Annotated in this window: 18 protein-coding genes and 3 tRNA genes; 2 read left to right on the top strand and 19 right to left on the bottom strand. The window is 61.9% G+C overall.

The genetic code is table 11. From position 1 onward, the window contains the following. The first annotated feature begins 156 nt into the window (after positions 1 to 156). A complete protein-coding gene (locus AB4O23_RS13555) occupies positions 157 to 1,440 on the top strand; it encodes an NAD(P)/FAD-dependent oxidoreductase (RefSeq protein WP_017531157.1) in 1,284 nt (427 codons plus the stop codon). A gap of 157 nt (positions 1,441 to 1,597) precedes the next feature. Here the strand turns inward: AB4O23_RS13555 and AB4O23_RS13550 are convergent. The 19 genes from AB4O23_RS13550 to leuC all read right to left on the bottom strand — a co-directional run bounded on the left by AB4O23_RS13550 (position 1,598) and on the right by leuC (position 20,514). Further along, a tRNA-Asp gene (locus AB4O23_RS13550) sits at positions 1,598 to 1,674 on the bottom strand. A gap of 105 nt (positions 1,675 to 1,779) precedes the next feature. After that, a tRNA-Asp gene (locus AB4O23_RS13545) sits at positions 1,780 to 1,856 on the bottom strand. Positions 1,857 to 1,911: 55 nt separating this feature from the next. After that, positions 1,912 to 1,987, bottom strand: a tRNA-Val gene (locus AB4O23_RS13540). Between the two features lie 107 nt (positions 1,988 to 2,094). Then, positions 2,095 to 2,859 carry an SDR family oxidoreductase gene (locus tag AB4O23_RS13535; RefSeq protein WP_020379919.1) on the bottom strand — a complete coding sequence of 255 codons (765 nt, stop codon included), beginning with the start codon at positions 2,857 to 2,859 and terminating at the stop codon, positions 2,095 to 2,097. 11 nt (positions 2,860 to 2,870) lie between these two features. Then, positions 2,871 to 4,082: an O-succinylhomoserine sulfhydrylase gene (locus tag AB4O23_RS13530; protein ID WP_460063553.1), complete on the bottom strand. Its 1,212-nt coding sequence runs from the start codon at positions 4,080 to 4,082 to the stop codon at positions 2,871 to 2,873. 65 nt (positions 4,083 to 4,147) lie between these two features. After that, positions 4,148 to 5,653, bottom strand: coding sequence for an amidophosphoribosyltransferase (gene purF, locus AB4O23_RS13525; protein ID WP_460089250.1), 1,506 nt, complete (start codon positions 5,651 to 5,653; stop codon positions 4,148 to 4,150). Between the two features lie 41 nt (positions 5,654 to 5,694). Continuing rightward, on the bottom strand, positions 5,695 to 6,252 hold the full coding sequence (locus AB4O23_RS13520; protein ID WP_003192538.1) for a CvpA family protein: 558 nt from the start codon (positions 6,250 to 6,252) through the stop codon (positions 5,695 to 5,697). A gap of 257 nt (positions 6,253 to 6,509) precedes the next feature. Beyond that, on the bottom strand, positions 6,510 to 7,172 hold the full coding sequence (locus AB4O23_RS13515; protein ID WP_068931619.1) for an SPOR domain-containing protein: 663 nt from the start codon (positions 7,170 to 7,172) through the stop codon (positions 6,510 to 6,512). Then, positions 7,156 to 8,463, bottom strand: coding sequence for a bifunctional tetrahydrofolate synthase/dihydrofolate synthase (gene folC, locus AB4O23_RS13510; RefSeq protein ID WP_460150520.1), 1,308 nt, complete (start codon positions 8,461 to 8,463; stop codon positions 7,156 to 7,158). Before folC ends, AB4O23_RS13515 begins: the two co-directional genes overlap by 17 nt. Continuing rightward, positions 8,460 to 9,380, bottom strand: coding sequence for an acetyl-CoA carboxylase, carboxyltransferase subunit beta (gene accD, locus AB4O23_RS13505; RefSeq protein WP_017530184.1), 921 nt, complete (start codon positions 9,378 to 9,380; stop codon positions 8,460 to 8,462). The genes folC and accD overlap by 4 nt, the downstream gene beginning before the upstream one ends. A 247-nt stretch (positions 9,381 to 9,627) precedes the next feature. Then, the gene (locus AB4O23_RS13500) at positions 9,628 to 10,260 is read right to left on the bottom strand and encodes a phosphoribosylanthranilate isomerase (RefSeq protein WP_017530185.1); all 633 of its coding nucleotides are present in this window, start codon (positions 10,258 to 10,260) and stop codon (positions 9,628 to 9,630) included. 63 nt (positions 10,261 to 10,323) lie between these two features. After that, positions 10,324 to 11,148: a tRNA pseudouridine(38-40) synthase TruA gene (gene truA / locus AB4O23_RS13495; protein ID WP_020379920.1), complete on the bottom strand. Its 825-nt coding sequence runs from the start codon at positions 11,146 to 11,148 to the stop codon at positions 10,324 to 10,326. A 127-nt stretch (positions 11,149 to 11,275) separates the two neighbouring features. Continuing rightward, positions 11,276 to 13,807 (bottom strand): FimV/HubP family polar landmark protein, encoded by a 2,532-nt coding sequence (locus AB4O23_RS13490; protein WP_137219791.1) that lies wholly within the window; start codon positions 13,805 to 13,807, stop codon positions 11,276 to 11,278. 163 nt (positions 13,808 to 13,970) lie between these two features. Next, positions 13,971 to 14,981, bottom strand: a complete 1,011-nt coding sequence (locus AB4O23_RS13485; protein WP_017530188.1) for an aspartate-semialdehyde dehydrogenase — start codon at positions 14,979 to 14,981, stop codon at positions 13,971 to 13,973. Positions 14,982 to 15,211: 230 nt separating this feature from the next. Next, positions 15,212 to 16,324 (bottom strand): aspartate-semialdehyde dehydrogenase, encoded by a 1,113-nt coding sequence (gene asd / locus AB4O23_RS13480; RefSeq protein ID WP_017530189.1) that lies wholly within the window; start codon positions 16,322 to 16,324, stop codon positions 15,212 to 15,214. A 64-nt stretch (positions 16,325 to 16,388) separates the two neighbouring features. After that, positions 16,389 to 17,471, bottom strand: a complete 1,083-nt coding sequence (gene leuB / locus AB4O23_RS13475) for a 3-isopropylmalate dehydrogenase (RefSeq protein WP_017530190.1) — start codon at positions 17,469 to 17,471, stop codon at positions 16,389 to 16,391. Positions 17,472 to 17,524: 53 nt separating this feature from the next. Next, entirely contained in the window at positions 17,525 to 18,289 is a 765-nt protein-coding gene (locus AB4O23_RS13470) for a class I SAM-dependent methyltransferase (protein WP_017530191.1), read from the bottom strand. A gap of 151 nt (positions 18,290 to 18,440) precedes the next feature. Further along, positions 18,441 to 19,085, bottom strand: a complete 645-nt coding sequence (gene leuD, locus AB4O23_RS13465) for a 3-isopropylmalate dehydratase small subunit (RefSeq protein ID WP_460063544.1) — start codon at positions 19,083 to 19,085, stop codon at positions 18,441 to 18,443. 10 nt (positions 19,086 to 19,095) lie between these two features. After that, positions 19,096 to 20,514, bottom strand: coding sequence for a 3-isopropylmalate dehydratase large subunit (gene leuC, locus AB4O23_RS13460; protein ID WP_046068941.1), 1,419 nt, complete (start codon positions 20,512 to 20,514; stop codon positions 19,096 to 19,098). A gap of 139 nt (positions 20,515 to 20,653) precedes the next feature. Between leuC and AB4O23_RS13455 the strand changes: the two genes are divergently transcribed. Beyond that, positions 20,654 to 21,544, top strand: coding sequence for a LysR family transcriptional regulator (locus AB4O23_RS13455; protein ID WP_017530194.1), 891 nt, complete (start codon positions 20,654 to 20,656; stop codon positions 21,542 to 21,544). The last annotated feature ends 12 nt before the right edge of the window (positions 21,545 to 21,556 follow it).

Raw genomic sequence — 21,556 nt, 5'->3', positions numbered from 1 at the left:
GCAGGGGTGTCAACCTCTTTTTTGCAGCTAAGCCTATGAATATGCGAATTTTTTATTTGCAGCTGGCACACCCGCCTTTTCCGGGTGGCTGGCAGGCAATTTTCAACTGAGGTAGGATCTGGCCACTCGTAAAAAATATAAAACAGAGGTTCCAGGATGGCGAACACCCCCTACCCCCAATCGTATTACGCCGCTTCCGCGAATGCCGTTCCGCCTCGCCCGACGTTGCAAGGCGACGTCGAAACCGATGTCTGCGTGATCGGCGCCGGCTATACGGGCTTGTCCAGCGCGCTGTTTCTGCTGGAGAACGGTTTTCGCGTGACGGTACTGGAAGCCGCCAAGGTGGGCTTTGGCGCGTCGGGCCGCAATGGCGGGCAGATCGTCAACAGTTACAGCCGCGATATCGATGTGATTGAGCGCAGCGTCGGGGCTCAGCAAGCCCAACTGCTGGGGCAGATGGCGTTCGAGGGCGGCAGGATCATTCGCGAGCGGGTCGCCAAGTATCAGATCCAGTGCGACCTGAAGGACGGCGGCGTGTTCGCCGCGCTCAACAGCAAGCACATGGGCCATCTGGAGTCGCAGAAGCGCCTGTGGGAGCGCTACGGCCATACGCAGCTGGAGTTGCTGGACGAACGCCGTATCCGCGAGGTGGTGGCCTGCGACAATTATGTCGGCGGCCTGCTGGACATGAGTGGCGGGCATATCCACCCGCTCAACCTGGCGCTCGGTGAAGCGGCCGCGGTGGAGTCGCTGGGCGGCACGATCTATGAGCAATCGGCGGCGGTGCGTATCGAGCGCGGCGCCAATCCGGTGGTGCACACCGCCGAGGGCAAGGTCCGGGCCAAGTTCATCATCGTCGCGGGCAATGCCTACCTGGGCAACCTGGTGCCGGAGCTGGCGGCCAAGTCAATGCCGTGCGGCACACAGGTGATCACCACCGCGCCACTGGGGGACGAACTCGCCAGGACGCTTCTGCCGCAGGATTACTGCGTGGAAGACTGCAACTACCTGCTCGACTACTACCGCCTTACGAGCGACAAGCGCCTGATCTTCGGCGGCGGCGTGGTGTACGGCGCGCGCGATCCGGCGAATATCGAGGCAATCATCCGGCCGAAAATGCTCAAGGCCTTCCCGCAACTCAAGGATGTGAAGATCGACTACGCCTGGACCGGCAATTTCCTACTGACCTTGTCGCGACTGCCGCAGGTGGGTCGCCTGGGTGACAACATTTACTACTCGCAGGGCTGCAGCGGCCATGGCGTGACCTACACGCACCTGGCAGGCAAGGTACTGGCCGAAGCATTGAGAGGCCAGGCCGAACGTTTTGACGCGTTTGCCGACCTGCCGCACTACCCGTTCCCGGGCGGGCAACTGTTGCGCACGCCGTTTGCGGCGCTGGGGGCTTGGTACTACGGCTTGCGGGACAAGTTGGGGTTCTGACACTGCCAAGGGGGCCGGCTCGCCGGCTCTCGCAACACATCACCAAATCGCAGACACAAAAAACCCCGGTCTTTCGACCAGGGTCTTTGCTATCGGATCAAAGCAGCCAATGGCTTTCTTTGTGCTTCAAGGCGTTCAGTGGGCCTTGAGGCAGATATGGCGCAGCGGACGGGACTCGAACCCGCGACCCCCGGCGTGACAGGCCGGTATTCTAACCGACTGAACTACCGCTGCGTATCGCTTGACTGGCTGAGCGTAAACCCTCAACCGTCTTTAAACGTCTGACCGAGCAACCTTGGCTGTTCGATCTCAAGCCCGATAACTCGAACCTGGAAAATATGGCGCAGCGGACGGGACTCGAACCCGCGACCCCCGGCGTGACAGGCCGGTATTCTAACCGACTGAACTACCGCTGCGCGTCGGTGCAACCTTTAACGTTGCGTCTTGCCCAAGGGCAAAACTCTCAAGAAGTGGTGGGTGATGACGGGATCGAACCGCCGACCCTCTGCTTGTAAGGCAGATGCTCTCCCAGCTGAGCTAATCACCCTTTGCTTCGTTGAGGCCGCGAAATTTACGCAGGTAGCAGACCTAAGTCAATAGCCTGCTTGAAGTTTTTCTGAAAAAGACAAAATTGCTTCAAGACCGCTGCCGGCCCTACTCGCTGTAAATCATCTTCTTGCTCATGCCGCCGTCCACCACAAACTCCTGCCCGGTCACAAAGCCCGCCTGGCGCGACAGCAGCCACGCCACCATCGCAGCCACGTCCTCGACTGTGCCCACCCTGCCCGCCGGATGCTGGGCGTGATCTGCGTCGGTCAAAGGCTCGGCACGCCGTGCGGCAGGATCACGCGCATCGATCCAGCCAGGGCTGACGGCATTGACCCGCACCTCCGGCCCGAGGCTGATGGCCAGCGCGTGCGTCAAGGCCAACAAACCGCCCTTGCTCGCCGCATAAGCTTCGGTGTCCGGCTCCGATTGACGGGCCCGCGTCGATGCCAGGTTGACGATCGCGCCGCCGTGGGCACGCAGGTAAGGCGCGCAGTGCTTGGCCAGCAACATCGGCCCACTGAGGTTCACCGCCAGCACGCGATTCCAGTAGGCCAGGTCAAGGCTTTCCAGGGTGATATTGCGCGGGTCGGCCACCGCCGCGTTGCACACCAACGCATCCAGGCGGCCAAACTGCCCGAGCACTTCGGCAACGCCTTGGGCGACCTGCTTCTCATCGGCCACATCCATGGTGATGAACCAGGCGTTTTCACCCAGCACCTTGGACACCTTGGCACCGCGCTCGCGGTCCAGGTCGGTCAACACCACTTGCCAACCTTCACTGATCAACCACGCCGCGATCCCAAGGCCAATGCCTCGCGCAGCGCCTGTCACCAGCGCGACGCGCCCGTTAGTGGCCGCCGCGGCTTCCATGGACCACTCGATCACAACGCCGCCAACCCGCGAGCCAGGTCTGCCTGCAGGTCAGCCACGTCTTCCAGGCCCACCGCGATGCGGATCAGACTGTCACGAATACCCGCCGCCTCACGCTCCTGCGGCGCCAGACGGCCGTGGGAAGTGGTACTCGGATGGGTAATCGTGGTTTTGCTGTCGCCCAGGTTAGCCGTGATGGAGATCAGGCGCGTCGCATCGATAAAGCGCCACGCCCCCTCTTTGCCCCCCTTCACTTCGAAGCTCACCACCGCGCCGAAACCACGCTGCTGGCGCTGCGCCAATTCGTGTTGCGGATGGCTCCGGAGCCCGGCGTAGTGGACTTTTTCGATGCCGTCCTGCTGCTCCAACCACTCGGCCAGGGCCTGGGCATTGGCGCAATGGGCTTTCATGCGCAGGCTCAGGGTTTCCAGGCCCTTGAGAAAAATCCAGGCGTTGAACGGGCTCAAGGTCGGGCCGGCGGTGCGCAGGAAGCCCACCACTTCCTTCATCTGCTCGCCACGACCGGCCACCACACCGCCCATGCAACGGCCCTGGCCGTCGATGAACTTGGTGGCCGAGTGCACCACAACGTCCGCGCCCAGCTTCAGCGGCTGCTGCAACGCAGGCGTGCAGAAGCAGTTGTCGACTACCAGCATGGCGCCCTTGGCATGAGCGACTTCGGACAGCGCAGCGATATCCACCAATTCAGCCAGCGGGTTCGAGGGCGACTCGACGAACAACAATTTGGTGTTGGCCTTGATCTCCGCATCCCAACCGGACAGATCGGCCAAGGGCACGTAGTCCACTTCGATGCCGAAGCGCTTGAAGTACTTCTCGAACAGGCTGATGGTCGAACCGAACACACTACGCGACACCAGCACATGGTCGCCGGCACTGCACAGGCTCATCACCACCGCCAGGATCGCCGCCATGCCGGTCGCCGTCGCCACTGCCTGCTCGGCACCTTCCAGGGCCGCGATACGCTCTTCGAACGCACGCACGGTCGGGTTGGTGTAGCGCGAGTAGACATTGCCCGGCACCTCGCCAGCAAAGCGCGCAGCCGCATCGGCTGCCGTGCGGAACACATAGCTGGAGGTGAAGAACATCGGGTCGCCGTGCTCACCTTCAGGGGTCCGGTGCTGGCCTGCGCGCACAGCCAGAGTATCGAAAGCTACGCCATCGAGGTCGCTGTCCAACCGACCGGCATCCCATTCCTGACTCATGCTGCCACTCCTTGCTCAATGCTTTATTTATGATGCAAAACCGGCCCCTCAGGGCCGGTGTCTACTCAGTTGTTGTACAGATCGATGATCGCGCTGACCGCCTGGGTCTTGATCTTCGAGGAGTCGTTACGCGCCTGCTCGATCTTGTTCAGGTAGACCTCGTCGACGTCACCGGTCACATATTTGCCGTCGAACACCGCGCAGTCGAACTGCTCGATCTTGATCTTGCCACCACCGACCGCTTCGATCAGGTCCGGCAGGTCCTGATAGATCAGCCAATCGGCGCCGATCAGGTCGGCCACGTCCTGGGTGCTGCGGTTGTGGGCGATCAATTCGTGGGCGCTCGGCATGTCGATACCGTACACGTTCGGGTAACGCACGGCAGGCGCGGCGGAACAGAAGTACACGTTCTTCGCCCCGGCTTCGCGGGCCATCTGGATGATCTGCTTACAGGTGGTACCGCGCACGATGGAGTCATCCACCAGCATCACGTTCTTGCCGCGAAATTCCAGCTCGATGGCGTTGAGCTTCTGGCGTACCGACTTCTTGCGCGCCGCCTGGCCCGGCATGATGAATGTACGACCGATGTAGCGGTTCTTGACGAAGCCTTCGCGGAACTTGACGCCCAGGTGGTTGGCCAGTTCCAGCGCGGCGGTGCGGCTGGTGTCCGGGATCGGGATGACCACATCGATATCGTGCTCGGGACGCTCGCGCAGGATCTTGTCGGCCAGCTTCTCGCCCATGCGCAGGCGCGCCTTGTATACCGAAACACCATCGATGATCGAATCCGGACGCGCCAGGTAGACGTGTTCGAAGATGCACGGGGTGAGTTTCGGCGCCACGGCGCACTGGCGGGTGTGCAGCTTGCCATCTTCGGTGATGTACACCGCTTCGCCCGGCGCGAGGTCGCGGATCAGGGTAAAGCCCAGCACATCCAGGGACACGCTTTCGGAAGCGATCATGTACTCGACGCCTTCGTCGGTGTGACGCTGGCCGAACACGATCGGGCGGATGCCGTGCGGGTCGCGGAAACCAACGATGCCGTAACCGGTGATCATCGCCACCACGGCATAACCACCGACGCAACGGTTGTGCACATCGATCACGGCGGCGAACACGTCTTCTTCGGTCGGCTGCAGCTTGCCGCGCTGGGCCAGCTCGTGGGCAAACACGTTGAGCAGCACTTCCGAGTCGGAACTGGTGTTGACGTGGCGCAGGTCAGATTCGTAAATCTCCTTGGCCAGTTGTTCCACGTTGGTCAGGTTGCCGTTATGCGCCAGGGTGATGCCGTAAGGCGAGTTGACGTAAAACGGTTGAGCTTCGGCCGAGGTCGAGCTGCCGGCAGTCGGGTAACGCACATGACCAATGCCCATGTGCCCGACCAGCCGCTGCATGTGACGCTGGTGGAACACGTCACGCACCAGGCCATTATCCTTGCGCAGGAATAACCGGCCGTCATGGCTGGTCACAATACCGGCAGCGTCCTGGCCGCGGTGCTGGAGGACGGTTAGCGCGTCATACAGCGCCTGATTGACGTTCGACTTACCGACGATACCGACGATGCCACACATGCGACGCAACCCCTACTTAATGGATCTTGACTGAACACAGCTTACTGAGGCGTTTTGGCCGGCAAGAGGTGTTCCTTGAACGGAAGATCAGCGGGTACGCTGATTCCGCTGGCCAGCCACTGACTGCTCCACCCCAAAATGAGGTTCTTGGACCAGTCTGCAACCAATAGAAATTTTGGCACGAGTACCGACTCCTGCCACCACGAATCCTGCTGTACCGGCCCCAGGCTCAACAGCCCGACCGCCACGACCACCAGCAATGCGCCACGCGCGGCACCAAAGGCCATGCCGAGAAATCGATCGGTCCCGGAGAGGCCGGTGACACGTATCAACTCGCCAATAAGATAATTGACCATTGCTCCCACCAGCAGCGTGGCGATGAACATGATGGCGCAGCCCGCGATGACGCGAGCCGAAGGTGTTTCGATGTAACCGGCCAGGTAAACCGACAATGAACCACCAAACATCCAGGCTACGACTCCTGCGATGATCCAGGTCAGCAACGACAGTGCTTCTTTTACAAAGCCGCGGCTCAGACTGATCAACGCGGAGATGGCGACGATGGCAACAATCGCCCAATCAACCCAGGTAAATGGCACAGTGCAGCCTACGTACGGATAAGGCGGCGCATTTTAGCAGAGCGCCGGGCTGTCGGTAAGCTGTGATTGCGGCTGCTTTGCAAATCAATAGTTTGTGGCGAGCCAATCGCATTTCAACCCCCACCACACATCAATGTGGGAGGGGGCTTGCTCCCGATGGCGGTGGGTCAGTCAGAAAGTCTGATACTGATACACCGCTATCGGGAGCAAGCCCCCTCCCACACTTAACTGCATTCCAAGCTGAAATCGATGCGGAATCAGCCGCGCTCAGGCTGGAAACGGGTCACGAACCCCTTCAGGTTCTGCTGACGATCCAGCAAATCGCGCAGGCGATCCGCCTCGGCGCGCTCGATCAGCGGCCCGATAAACACACGGTTCTTGCCATCGGCACTGCGGATGTAAGCGTTGTACCCCTGGGCACGCAGCTTCTTCTGCAAAGCGTCGGCACCTTCGCGATTGCCCAGGCTGGCCACCTGGATCGACCAACTGATCGGCAAGCCATTCGGGTCGATGCGGCTCTGCCCCACATCCGGCTTGCCTGGCGCCGCAGGTTGCGGCGCTACCGGCTTGGGCGGGGACGCAGGAGCAGCAGGCTTGGCGGCGACAGCCGGCGCAGCGGGCGCCGGCTTGACCACCGGCACGCTTGGCTGCACCGGCATCGACGGCGCCTGCTGCGCGGCCACTTCCTCATCCGTTGGCACAGGCTCTTGTTCCGGCAACGCCTGGGGCTCGGGCACCACCACAGGCTCAACCTGCACCTGCGGCAAGGCCGGCGCCTGCGGCGCAGCCGGGGCTTCAACCACGACCTGGCGTTGCTCGTCCTGGCGGGAAAACAACATCGGCAGGAAAATCACCGCCAGCGCCACCAGAACCAGGGCTCCAACCATTCGCTGCTTGTACGCGCTATCGAGTAATGCCATGTGCAGCTTCCTCCGTGGAGCGCCGGGCCAACCACTCAAGCGCCTCGGCAACACAATAAAATGATCCGAACAACAGAATCTCGTCCTCCGCCGTCGCCACCGCGCACTGCGCCTCAAGGGCCGCCGTCACGCTTGCATACGATGCCACGGACGCACCAAGGTTCTGCAAGGCCACTTCGAGTTCTGCCGCCGGACGACTGCGCGGCGTATCCAGCGGCGCTACCGCCCAAGCCTGGACACTGCTCGACAACGGTGCAAGCACACCCTCCAGGTCCTTGTCGGCCAGCAAACCGAACACGGCAAGGCGCCGACCGGCCGGCGCCGTGCGCGCCAAACGCCGGGCCAGATAGTCCGCCGCATGGGGGTTATGCCCAACGTCCAACAAGAGGCTCAAGCGCTTGCCCTGCCAGTCGACTACGCGACGGTCCAGGCGCCCTACCACGCGCGTCGCCAGCAAGGTCGCGGCAATCTGCTCGGCATTCCACGGCAGATCCAGCAGCAGATAAGCTTGCAGCGCGAGCGCAGCGTTTTCCATCGGCAGGTTCAGCAGCGGCAGGTCGCGCAGCTCTACGGCTTGACCTCGGGCATCACGCCCACGCCACTGCCAAGACTGCTCGCCGACCTCGAGATTGAATTCGCGCCCCCGCAGGAAAAATGGGCAGGCCAGTTCTCGCACCTTGTCCAGCAAGGGTTGTGGCGGGTCCAGATCACCGCACAGCGCCGGCTTGCCCTGACGGAAGATTCCGGCCTTTTCGTAGGACACGGACTCACGGGTATTACCCAGGTAGTCAGCATGGTCCACGCCAATACTGGTGACCAGCGCCAGGTCCGCATCCACCACATTGACCGTGTCCAGACGCCCACCCAGCCCCACTTCCAGCACGACCACATCCAGTTGCGCGCGCTCGAACAGCCAGAACGCCGCCAGGGTGCCCATCTCGAAGTAAGTCAGGGAAGTTTCGCCCCGGCCGGCATCCAGTGCCGCGAAGGCTTCGCAGAGCTGCTCGTCGGTGGCTTCGACACCATTGAGCTGCACGCGCTCGTTATAGCGCAGCAGGTGCGGTGAGCTGTACACGCCCACTTTCAGCCCTTGGGCTTGCAGCAGCGCGGCAACGAAGGCGCAGGTAGAGCCTTTGCCATTGGTGCCGGTCACCGTGATCACACGCGGTGCCGGCCGGCCCAACCCAAGGCGGGCCGCTACCTGTTGCGAGCGCTCCAGGTCCATGTCGATGGCGGACGGATGCAACTGCTCAAGGTAGGCGAGCCATTCGCCCAGGGTTCGCTGGGTCATAGGTTCGCAGGCACAGGCGGTACGACAATCGGCTCTACTTTAGGCGCGATGTAGACCGGCGTCGGCAGCCCCATCATTTGCGCCAGCAGGTTACCCAGGCGTGGACGCAACTCACCGCGCGCAATGATCATGTCGATCGCGCCATGCTCCAGCAGGAACTCGCTGCGCTGGAAGCCTTCCGGCAGTTTTTCGCGAACGGTCTGCTCGATCACGCGCGGGCCGGCAAAGCCGATCAGGGCTTTCGGCTCGCCGACGATTACATCGCCCAGCATCGCCAGGCTGGCGGATACGCCGCCGTAGACCGGGTCGGTCAGCACGGAGATAAACGGAATACCTTCTTCGCGCAGACGTGCCAATACTGCGGAGGTCTTGGCCATTTGCATCAGGGAAATCAGCGCTTCCTGCATGCGTGCGCCACCGGAAGCGGCGAAGCAGATCATCGGGCAACGGTTTTCCAGGGCATAGTTGGCGGCGCGAACAAAACGCTCGCCAACGATGGCGCCCATGGAGCCGCCCATGAAGGAGAACTCGAACGCCGACACGACCACAGGCATACCCAGCAGCTTGCCGCTGACGGAGATCAAGGCATCCTTCTCACCCGTCTGCTTTTGCGCAGCGCTCAGGCGGTCCTTGTACTTCTTGCCGTCGCGGAACTTGAGACGGTCAACCGGCTCCAGGTCCGCGCCCAGCTCGTTACGGCCGTCGGCATCCAGGAAGATGTCGATACGCGCGCGCGCGCCGATACGCATGTGATGGTTGCACTTGGGGCAAACGTCCAGGGTCTTTTCCAGCTCCGGGCGGTACAGCACCGCGTCGCAGGAAGGGCATTTGTGCCACAGACCTTCAGGAACCGAGCTTTTTTTCACCTCGGAACGCATGATCGAAGGGATCAGTTTGTCTACTAACCAGTTGCTCATGCTTTCTTTCTCCAGTACCGGTGGCTTGAACACAGCCCCGCGTATGCCCTTGAGCTAAATTCATTTATGTGACGATGACGCCAGTTGGACGGGGTCAGACGTTCGACCTGCCATTTCCAACCCGCACCCTCAGCCTTCCAGACAACCTGCCAGTGCAGGGTTGCCACTTCTGTTTCCAGGCCACCCACAGGCGGCACCGGACTGTTTTACACAGTGGTAGTTATGGACGGCGGCAGACTGCCAGCCGTCACATCCCACCGTTGCTGTTGCGCACCGCGTGTAGGAATGCGCGAATCTTGGCGTGGTCCTTGATACCCTTGCCCTGCTCCACCCCGCCACTGACATCCACGGCATACGGCCGGACCTGGGCGATGGCCGCCCCGACGTTCGCCGGGTCAAGGCCGCCGGCCAGGATGATCGGCGTGCCCAGCCCTTCGGGAATCAGCGTCCAATCGAACGCCTCCCCCGTACCACCCGGTACACCTTCGACGTAGGTGTCGAGCAGGATCCCGCGCGCCCCGGCGTACGCGGCACAGGCGGCGGCGATGTCATCACCGGCCTTGACGCGCAGCGCCTTGATGTACGGGCGCTGGTAGCTGTCACATTCGTCCGGGGTTTCGTCGCCGTGAAACTGCAGCATGTCCAGCGGCACGGCATCCAGGGTTTCGTTGAGTTCGCAACGGCTGGCATTGACGAACAATCCCACAGTGGTGACGAACGGCGGCAGTGCCTGGATGATCGCACGCGCCTGCAGCACATTCACTGCGCGCGGGCTCTTGGCATAAAACACAAAACCGATGGCATCCGCCCCCGCCTCGACCGCCGCCAGCGCGTCTTCTATGCGGGTAATCCCGCAAATCTTGCTGCGAACGGCTGACATGTCGTAGAAACCTCAGGGTTTGGCCGAGAAAGTCCCGGATGGTAACAAAAGCTTTTCCGGGCGTCAGCCGCCAAGTTCGCTGAAACCGGTAAGGAAATGTGGCCCGATAAAACGATCCGGCAGTTCGAACTCGTCGCGGTACTCCACATCGACCAGATACAGCCCGAACGGATGCGCCGTGACGCCACCCGTGCGGCGGATGCGGCTCTCGAGCACTTCCCTGGCCCACTCCACCGGACGCTCGCCGGTGCCGATGGTCATCAGCACGCCGGCAATGTTGCGCACCATATGGTGCAGGAACGCACCGGCACGGATGTCCAGCACAATCATCTTGCCGTGGCGACTCACCCGCAGGTGATGCACCTCCTTGATCGGCGACTTGGCCTGGCACTGGCCGGCACGGAAGGCACTGAAATCATGCACGCCCACCAGATGCTGCGCGGCTTCGGCCATGCGCTCGGCGTCCAGCGGGCGGTGGTTCCAGGTAATTTCTTCGTTAAGGTGCGCCGGGCGGATCTGGTCGTTGTAGATCACATAGCGATAGCGCCGGGCAATCGCCTTGAAGCGTGCATGAAAATGCGCCGGCATGACCTTGGCCCAACTGACGCTCACATCATGAGGCAGATTGATATTAGCGCCCATCACCCACGCCTTCATCGTGCGCTCGGCCTGGGTGTCAAAGTGCACCACTTGGCCACAGGCGTGTACCCCGGCGTCGGTACGCCCGGCGCACATCAGCGAGACCGGCGAATCGGCGACCTTGGACAGGGCCTTTTCCAGAGTTTCCTGTACGGTCGGCACGCCCGATGCCTGGCGCTGCCAGCCGCGATAGCGCGAACCTTTGTATTCCACGCCCAGGGCGATGCGGTGAAAGCCTGCGGCCGCCATTTCGGCGGCCGCGTTATCTATATTTGCCAAGAATTGAGAGCCTGATGGGTTGCGCAAAGGCGGCCATTATAAAGACGGCGCAAGGGTGGCGGGCGATTTTGTTATGGAGTGCCGCCTCCCACAACCGTCAGATTCTGCCGAGCATTTCCTTGGCTTCGCCGCGCTGGGACTCATCGCCCTCAGTCAGCACTTCGGCCAGGATGTCTTTCGCGCCATCCGCATCGCCCATATCGATATAGGCCTGGGCCAGGTCCAGCTTGGTGGCAACCTCATTGGCGCCGGAGAGGAAGTCGAACTCCGGCTCATCATCACCCAGTGCAGCGTCTTCGGCCGTGAAGGACGGCCCGATAGGAGGATGCTCAAGGCTCTGGGACAGGCGGTCCAGCTCGGCGTTGACATCATCCAGTTCGGACGCGAAGGCATCGGGCTTGGCATCGGCTTGAGGCTCGTCCGCCAGTGACAGGTCGAAATCTTCCGGCAGATCGAAATCATCCAGCGCTGCGGGGGTGAGGGTCGGCGGCTCCACGGCCGGGACGTCCTTCATCTGCTCTTCCAAGCCCGAAAGGAAGTCATCATCGGACAGGGTCGAAGCCGGCCCATCCACTTGCAGATCCAAGTCGAAGTCCGACAATTCGTTGGCTGCGGTTTGCTGTTGCAGCACCGATTCAAAACTCAACACATCATCCGGATCGGCCGGCGACGCTGCTTCAAGGTCGTCCAGGCTCAGATCAAAATCGGTGTCGGCCGCTTCAGGTTCAGGCGCCGCAGCTGCCGGTTTGTCCTCCAGCAACTCCTTGACGTACTGAGCATCCAGCGCCGCAGCAGCTACCGCAGCACTGACGCCTGCCGCCACGACGGCCATCGCTGGGAAGCGCGACTTGAGCTGCTCGACCTGGGCATGGTTTTCACCATTGGCCACCAACTGACGTTCCTGGGTCACGAAGCCGTCTTTGTCGCTTTGCAGGCCGTAGACTTCCATCAGCTTCAAACGCAGGTCGCTGCGCTTGGGCTCCTGCTTGATCGCCTGCTCCAGCACATCGGCGGCCTGGTTCAGATGACCACGATCGATATGGGACTGGGCTTGCGCCAGCGCATCGTTGGAGTTGACCGGCGCCACGGCGACGGCCAGCGGCGCGAGCACGGAAGCAACCGTTGGCACCACGGCTGCCGGCTGCACTGGCGCCGGGGCGGGCGCGGCCGTCAGCTTGACGTTTGGCGGCGGCGTTTCCAGGCCTTCAAAACTGTCCGATGGCAGGTCCTGCTCGATGTTCGAGCTGAACAGAGGCTCTTCAGCCAGGGCCCGCGCCATGCGCAGGTGCTTTTCCTCTTCACGGCGGGCGTTGCGATGGCGCGCCCACAGCAGCAGGAGCAACAGCACCACCAGCCCCGCCGCGCCGCCGATAACGCCAAGCACAACCGGGTTGGTCAGCAGCTCGTTGAATTTGCCTTCGGCGGTGTCAGCCGCAGCGACTGGCTTGACCGGCTCGGGCGCGGGCGTCGGCGCCGCGACGGGGGCCGCTGGGGCCGCCACGGGCGCGGCAGGCTCAGTGGCCAACTGTGCGGGCATTACCGCCGTCGGTTGCGCGGCCGGCTCGACTTTTTCCGCCTGCAGACGGGCCAATTGATCGTTCTTCAGTTGAATCAGCTTTTGCAGCTTATCCAACTGGCTTTGCAAATCGGCCGCGCGGCTTTTCAGCTCTTCGTTGTCGCGGCGAGTCGTGTCCAGTTGCTCCTGGGTCATCGCCAGTTTGTCGCTCAGGGCCTGACTGTCACCGGACTTGCCTTTGCCACCCTTCTTGGCCGCTTCGGCCGAAACCAAGCTCAAATTGTCCTTGGCATTGGTGGTAGACGGTGCGTTGCCCGCCTGGGTGCGCTTGGTGGCGTCCAGTTGCTGTTTGCCGGCGGCCTGGTTATTGGCCGAGCGCCGGCCCTGGCGCCACGCATCGTTCTGCGCACGCACTTCGGCGATCGCCTGGGGTTGCGGCAGCGCCGTGCTTTGCACCGTGTCCGGCAGGCGCAGCACCTGGCCGGTTTTAAGGCGATTGATATTGCCGCCGACAAAGGCGCCAGGGTTCAACGCCTGGATGGCCAGCATGGTCTGCTGCACCGAGCCGCCGTTGCGGTATTTCTCGGCAATTTCCCACAGGGTGTCGCGGGAGGTGGTGGTGTGTTGGGCCGAGGTGCTGGCGGCGGGCGCGCTGCTGGCAGGCGCACTCAAGCGCGGCGCGGCGGCCTTGGCCACCGGTGCGGGTTGGTCGAATTTGGCCGGGTCGAGCAATACGCTGTAGTCGCGCATCAGGCGGCCGTTGGGCCATTGCACCTGCAGCAGAAAGCGCACATAGGAATCAGGCAGCGGCTTGCTGGAGGTGACACGCACCACGCTGCGACCATTGGGGTTGATCACCGGGGTAAACGTCAGGTCATTGAGAAACGCCTGGCGATCCACGCCCGCATCCACAAACGCCTGGGATGAAGCCAGGCTCGGGGTGATCTCGGCCGCCGTGAGGCCACCGACATCCAGCAATTCGATTTCCACCGACAGGGGCTGGTTCAACTTCGACTTGAGGGTCATTTCCCCGAGCTGCAGCGCCTGCGCCATACCGGAGGACAGCGCCGAGGCGGCCGCTATTGCTAACACCAGTTTGCGAACTTGAACCATAGCCTCATCCTTTGTCTGAACACTCCCCGGCCTGCGAGAAGGTTGGTAACCGCTTGCCATAAGGCATGGCGAGCCGATAGGTCACCGACACGCAACTGTTCCTGCTTGGGGCCAAGCATAGCGCCTGGTTAGAATCAATCTACAAATTGCCGCCAAGTATCTTTTACACAAGGCCTTTTATCAACAACTGCGCCAGTTGCACCGCGTTAAGGGCTGCGCCTTTACGTACGTTATCTGACGTCAACCACAAATTTAGTTCCGCAGGGTCATCCACGCCGGTGCGAACGCGGCCCACATAGACCACATCCTGCCCCACGGCATCGCCCACGGCAGTGGGGTAATCCCCCTCCTCTACCAGCTCTATGCCTGGTGCGGTGCCGAGCACGCGGTTGACCGCCGCCAGGTCGACCGGCGCGCCCAACTGCAACGACACAGTCAGGCTATCGCCAAAAAACACCGGGGCTTGAACGCAAGTTGCGGAAATCTTTAGCAAAGGTAATTCCAGCACTGCACGAAGTTCGTGTACGAGACGCTTCTCCAGGGCGGTATGACCTTGAGCATCTGGCGTGCCGACTTGTGCCAGCAGGTTGAAGGCCATCTGCCGATCAAAGAACTTCGGCTCCAGCGGGCGTACGTTCAGCAGTTCCGCCGTCTGACGGGCCAACTCACTGACCGCCTCACGGCCTTGGGCCGACACCGCCAGGTTGGCGGTAACGCTGACGCGCTGGATATCCAGCACCGCGCGCAACGGCGCCAGCACCACGGCCAGGTTGGTGGCGGACGGGCTCGGGCTGCCAAGCTGGAAGGGTTTTTTCAGGCTGCCCAGAACGTGTGCATTGGCTTCGGGCACCACCTGGGGCGCTTGGTCGACGGGCAAGGCACCCGACAAATCGATCACCGCACACCCTGCCGCCGTGGCGCGCGGTGCAAAGCTCAGGGTTACCGCAGGGCCAGCGGCGAAAAACGCCAGTTGCGCCTTGCTGAAGTCGAACTCGTCGACTTCCTTGACCCGCACGTTCTTGCCACGAAACGGGACCGATGCACCGGCGGAGTTACTGCCCGCCAGCAAGTACAAGGTGCCCACCGGGAAATTCAGCTCTTCGAGAATCTGCACCAGGGTTTCGCCAACGGTGCCGGTGGCGCCGATTACGGCAATTTCAAAGGTCTGGGTCATGGGGGCTGCCTCGGGCATTGCGGGGGAGCGGCACTTTACCGGGTGGCAGGGGGTGAGGCAATTAGCCTGGGGGTTGTGGTGTGGCTGATGGCCTCATCGGGAGCAAGCCCCTCCCACATTTTGTTCTGCGCAGTGTGCGAGGGGGCTTGCTCCCGATGAGGCCCGAAAGCCCATTAAAAAACCCCGCGCCTGTCACCAGAGCGCGGGGTTTTTAAACAGCCTACAAGCAATCAACGCTCCAGCAAAATCCGCAGCATACGGCGCAGCGGTTCAGCCGCGCCCCACAGCAGCTGGTCGCCCACGGTGAACGCGCCGAGGAACTGGCTGCCCATATTCAGCTTGCGCAGGCGGCCCACCGGTACATTCAGAGTGCCGGTGACCTTGGTCGGGCTCAACTCCTGCATGCTGATATCGCGGTTGTTCGGCACCAGCTTGACCCATGGGTTGTGCTGGCTGATCAGCCCTTCGATATCGGCGATCGGCACATCTTTGTTCAACTTGATGGTCAGCGCCTGGCTGTGGCAACGCATGGCGCCGATACGCACGCAAATGCCGTCAACCGGGATCGGGCTCTTGAAGCGACCGAGGATCTTGTTGGTCTCGGCCTGGGCCTTCCACTCTTCACGGCTCTGGCCGTTGGGCAGTTCCTTGTCGATCCACGGGATCAGGCTACCGGCCAATGGCACACCGAAGTTCTCGGTCGGGTAGGCATCGCTGCGCATGGCTTCGGCCACGCGGCGATCAATGTCGAGGATCGCGCTGGCCGGGTCGGCCAGTTGATCGGCGACAGCGGCGTGGGTCGCGCCCATCTGCTTGATCAGTTCGCGCATGTTCTGCGCGCCGGCGCCGGACGCCGCCTGATAGGTCATGGCGCTCATCCACTCCACCAGGCCAGCCTCGAACAGACCACCCAGGCCCATCAGCATCAGGCTGACGGTGCAGTTGCCGCCCACGTAGTTCTTGGTGCCGGCGTCCAGTTGCTGGTCGATGACCTTGCGGTTGACCGGGTCGAGGATGATCACCGCATCGTCCTGCATGCGCAGGCTCGACGCGGCGTCGATCCAATAACCCTGCCAGCCGGCTTCGCGCAGCTTGGGGAAGACTTCGCTGGTGTAGTCGCCGCCCTGGCAGGTCAGGATCACGTCGAGGGTTTTGAGCTCGTCAATGCTGTAGGCGTCCTTGAGCGGGGCAATATCCTTGCCCACGGACGGCCCTTGGCCACCCACGTTCGATGTGGTGAAAAACACCGGCTCAATAAGATCGAAATCCTGCTCTTCCAGCATCCGCTGCATGAGCACGGAACCGACCATACCGCGCCAACCGATCAGACCTACACGTTTCATCGCAACTACACCTTGTTAAAAAGTGGGCCGCCTGGCGGCAATAACTGCCAGCGGGCCCGAGAGATTACAGATTCCGCAGCGCGGCGACTACTGCGTCGCCCATTTCTTGCGTTCCGACTTTGGTGCAACCCTGCGACCAGATGTCGCCGGTGCGCAGGCCTTGGTCCAGCACCAGGCTTACAGCCTTCTCGATGGCGTCCGCCGCATCGGACAGGTTGAAGCTGTAACGCAACATCATAGAGACCGACAAAATCGTCGCCAGCGGGTTGGCGATGCCCTGGCCCGCGATGTCCGGCGCCGAACCGTGGCAAGGCTCGTACATGCCCTTGTTGTTGGTATCCAGCGACGCCGACGGCAGCATGCCGATGGAACCGGTGAGCATGGAGGCCTGGTCGGACAGGATGTCGCCGAACAGGTTGTCGGTGACGATCACGTCGAACTGCTTCGGCGCGCGCACCAGTTGCATGGCGGCGTTGTCGACGTACATGTGGCTCAGCTCGACGTCCGGGTAGTCCTTGGCGACTTCTTCAACGATTTCGCGCCACAGCTGGCTGGAAGCCAGGACGTTGGCCTTGTCGACCGAGCAAACCTTTTTGCCGCGCACGCGAGCCATGTCGAAACCGACACGGGCGATACGGCGGATTTCGCTCTCGCTGTACGGCAGGGTGTCGTAGGCCTGGCGTTCGCCATTTTCCAACTCACGCACGCCGCGTGGCGAGCCGAAGTAGATACCGCCGGTCAGCTCACGCACGATCAGGATATCCAGGCCCGCCACTACTTCCGGCTTGAGGCTCGACGCATCGGCCAGTTGCGGGTAGAGGATCGCGGGGCGCAGGTTGCCGAACAGGCCCAGTTGCGCGCGGATTTTCAGCAGGCCGCGCTCAGGGCGGATATCACGTTCGATCTTGTCCCACTTCGGGCCACCCACGGCGCCGAGCAGTACGGCGTCGGCGGCGCGGGCGCGGTCCAAGGTTTCGTCGGCCAGGGGCACGCCGTGCTTGTCGATGGCTGCGCCGCCGATCACGTCGTGGCTCAGCTCGAAACCCAGGCTGTACTTGCTGTTGGCGAGTTCCAGCACCTTGACCGCTTCGGCCATGATTTCCGGACCAATACCGTCGCCAGGGAGAATCAGAATCTGCTTGCTCATGCGTTCCTCATTTCATCAAGCAACCCGCCCGTGGGCAGGTCGGGAAAAATCAATCAGCGTTCAGCGAAGACCACCAGCACGTCGGTGCTGAAGGTGCCGTCGGCTTGAATCTCATAGTAATCGCGTACTTCCTGGCCCATCGCCTGCTGCAACTGCAGGATCGCGACGCGCAAGGCTTGGGGCGTGCGCATGCGTTCGACCCAGGAGGTGTATTCCAGGCGCAGGCGCTGGCGACTGCTGTTGCGTACATGCAAACCGGCTTCGCTGAGCTGGCGCATCCACTCGGCGGCGGAGTAATCGCGCACGTGGCTGGTGTCGCGCAGCACTTCGACGGTTTGCAGGTAAGTGTCCAACAGCGGGCTGCCCGGTGACAAGACGTCGACAAACGCCGCCACACCGCCCGGCTTGAGCACGCGGCGCACTTCGCGCAGGGCCAGGCCAAGGTCGCTCCAGTGGTGAGCCGAGTAGCGGCTGAACACGAAGTCAAACTCACCATCGGCAAATGGCAGGCGTTCGGCGGCGCCCTGTACGGTGCTGATGTTGGTGAAGCCGCGATCTTGCGCAGCGCCAGCCACTACATCGAGCATCTGCTGGGACAGGTCATAGGCCACCACGTCTTTAACCAACGGCGCCACGTGGAAGCTGACATGCCCGGCGCCGCAGCCCAGATCCAGTAGCCGTGCACCGCCCTGCCCGGCCAGCTCGGCCTGCAGCAGCGCGAACTCGGTGCCTTGGGCGTGCACGGCACTGCTCAGGTAGGCCGCAGCCTGTTCGCCGAATTGTTTTTGCACGACTTGGGTATGGGCGGTGGTGGTCATGGTGGCTTTCCTTGGGTGGTGTGTTGTTAACACTGGCCCTATCGGGGGCAAGCCCCCTCCCACCTTTGACTGCATTCACAGATCAAAATGTGGGAGGGGCGGTGCGACGATTCGACTTGCTCCCGATGGCGGCAGTCCTGCCTACAGCAAATCAGGCGTCGCGAAACAACCAAGGCTGGCTAGCCCGGTGTTTGGCTTCAAACGCGGCAATCGCCTCGCCGTCCTGCAAGGTCAGGCCAATATCATCCAGGCCGTTGATCAGGCAGTGTTTGCGGAAGGCGTCCACTTCAAAGTGATACACCTTGCCATCCGGACGGGTCACGGTTTGCGCGGCCAGGTCGACGGTCAATTGGTAGCCCACATCGGCTTCCACCTGCTTGAACAGTTCGTCGACTTCTGCGTCGGTCAAGATGATCGGCAACAGGCCGTTCTTGAAGCTGTTATTGAAGAAAATGTCGGCGTAGCTCGGCGCGATGATGCTGCGAAAGCCATATTCTTCCAGGGCCCACGGCGCGTGTTCACGGCTGGAGCCGCAACCGAAGTTTTCCCGGGCCAGCAATACACTGGCACCCTGGTAACGCTCGGCGTTGAGCACAAAGTCCTTGTTCAACGGGCGCTTGGAGTTGTCCTGATAGGCGTAGCCCACATCCAGGTAGCGCCATTCGTCGAACAGGTTAGGGCCGAAACCGGTGCGCTTGATCGACTTCAAGAACTGCTTGGGGATGATCTGGTCGGTGTCCACGTTGGCACGGTCCAACGGCACGACAAGACCTGTGTGTTGGGTAAAAGCTCTCATCGGGTATTCCTCAGATCAATTCGCGAACGTCGATGAAACGACCGTTGACGGCAGCCGCGGCGGCCATGGCCGGGCTGACCAGGTGGGTACGCCCGCCGGCGCCCTGACGCCCTTCGAAGTTACGGTTGGAGGTGGACGCGCAATGCTCGCCCGACTCCAGCCGGTCCGGGTTCATCGCCAGGCACATCGAACAGCCCGGCTCGCGCCACTCAAAACCGGCTTCCAGGAAGATTTTGTCCAGGCCTTCGGCTTCGGCTTGCGCTTTGACCAGGCCCGAGCCCGGCACCACGATGGCTTGCTTGATGGTCGAGGCGACCTTGCGGCCCTTGGCGATCACCGCCGCAGCGCGCAGGTCTTCGATCCGCGAGTTGGTGCAGGAGCCGATGAATACGCGGTCCAACTGGATGTCGGTGATCGCCTGGTTGGCTTTCAACCCCATGTATTTCAAGGCGCGCTCGATGGAACCGCGCTTGACCAGGTCGGCCTCTTTGGCCGGGTCCGGCACGTTCTGGTCAACGGCCAAGACCATTTCCGGCGAAGTGCCCCAGCTGACTTGCGGCTTGATCTGCGCGGCGTCGAGCTCAACCACGGTGTCGAACACCGCGTCGGCGTCCGACACCAGGTCTTTCCAGGCTTCGACCGCAGCGTCCCAATCGGCGCCTTGCGGTGCGAACGGACGACCTTTGACGTATTCAACGGTCTTCTCATCCGCCGCCACCATGCCCACACGGGCACCGGCTTCGATGGACATGTTGCAAATGGTCATGCGGCCTTCGATGGACAGGTCGCGGATCGCACTGCCGGCGAATTCAATGGCGTGGCCATTACCGCCGGCGGTGCCGATCTTGCCGATCACGGCGAGCACGATGTCCTTGGCGGTGACGCCGAACGGCAAGGTGCCTTCGACACGCACCAGCATGTTCTTCATCTTTTTGGCGACCAGGCACTGGGTGGCGAACACATGCTCCACTTCGGACGTACCGATGCCATGGGCCAAGGCGCCAAAGGCCCCGTGGGTGGAGGTGTGCGAGTCGCCGCAAACCACGGTCATGCCCGGCAACGTGGCGCCCTGCTCCGGGCCGATGACGTGGACGATGCCTTGACGCACGTCATTCATCTTGAATTCGGTGATGCCATATTCGTCGCAGTAGTCATCCAGGGTCTGTACCTGCAGACGCGATACCTGGTCGGCAATCGCTTCGATGCCGCCCTTGCGCTCCGGGGTGGTCGGTACGTTGTGGTCCGGGGTGGCGATGATCGAGTCGACACGCCAAGGCTTGCGCCCTGCCAGTCGCAGGCCTTCGAACGCTTGGGGCGAGGTCACTTCATGGATGATGTGACGGTCGATGTAGATCAGCGACGACCCATCATCGCGCCGTTTCACTTCATGGGAATCCCAAAGCTTGTCGTAAAGCGTTTTGCCGGCCATCAGTCGGTCCTCATCAGCGGTATTTCATGCGCCGGGCTTTTCAATAACCCTTTGGCTTGTGAGGCTGATGGTATGGCGCTACATTAAATAACTCAAATTCATATTTTTTATGCTTTGGATTACCAACTGGAATAGCACCATGGACCTGGCCAACCTGAATGCCTTTATTGCCATCGCCGAGACCGGCAGCTTCTCCGGCGCGGGCGAACGCCTGCACCTGACCCAACCGGCCATCAGCAAGCGCATCGCCGGCCTGGAGCAACAACTGAAGGTGCGCCTGTTCGATCGTTTGGGCCGTGAAGTGGGTTTGACCGAAGCCGGGCGGGCCCTGCTGCCGCGCGCTTATCAGATTCTGAATGTGCTGGACGACACCCGCCGCGCCCTTACCAACCTCACCGGTGAAGTCAGTGGCCGCCTGACTTTGGCCACCAGTCACCATATCGGCCTGCACCGCCTGCCACCCGTGCTGCGCACCTTTACCCGGGAATACCCGAACGTGGCGCTGGATATTCAGTTTCTCGATTCGGAAGTGGCCTACGAAGAAATCCTCCACGGCCGCGCCGAAGTGGCCGTCATCACCCTGGCGCCCGAACCGCACAACCTGGTGCGCGCCACGCCGGTATGGGACGACCCCCTGGACTTTGTAGTCGCGCCGGAGCACAGCCTGATCAGCAACGGCGCTATCAGCCTGGCCGATATTGCCGGCCATCCGGCGGTTTTCCCTGGCGGCAACACCTTTACCCATCATATTGTCAGCCGGTTGTTCGAAGCCCAGGGCCTGACGCCGAATATCGCAATGAGCACTAACTACCTGGAAACGATCAAGATGATGGTGTCGATCGGCCTGGCCTGGAGCGTTTTACCGCGCACCATGCTCGATGATCAGGTGGCAAGTATCGCTTTGCCGGGCATACAGCTCAGTCGCCAGCTAGGCTATATCGTGCACACCGAAAGGACGCTGTCGAACGCTGCGCGGGCTTTTATGAGCCTGTTGGATGCACAGGTGGATTTGCCAGGGATACCGGCATGACGCCGTGCGGCC

This window comes from Pseudomonas sp. H2_A10 (genome assembly GCF_054680085.1).
The sequence above is the reverse complement of the archived record's forward strand: the minus strand, read 5'-3'. Positions and strand labels throughout refer to the sequence as shown.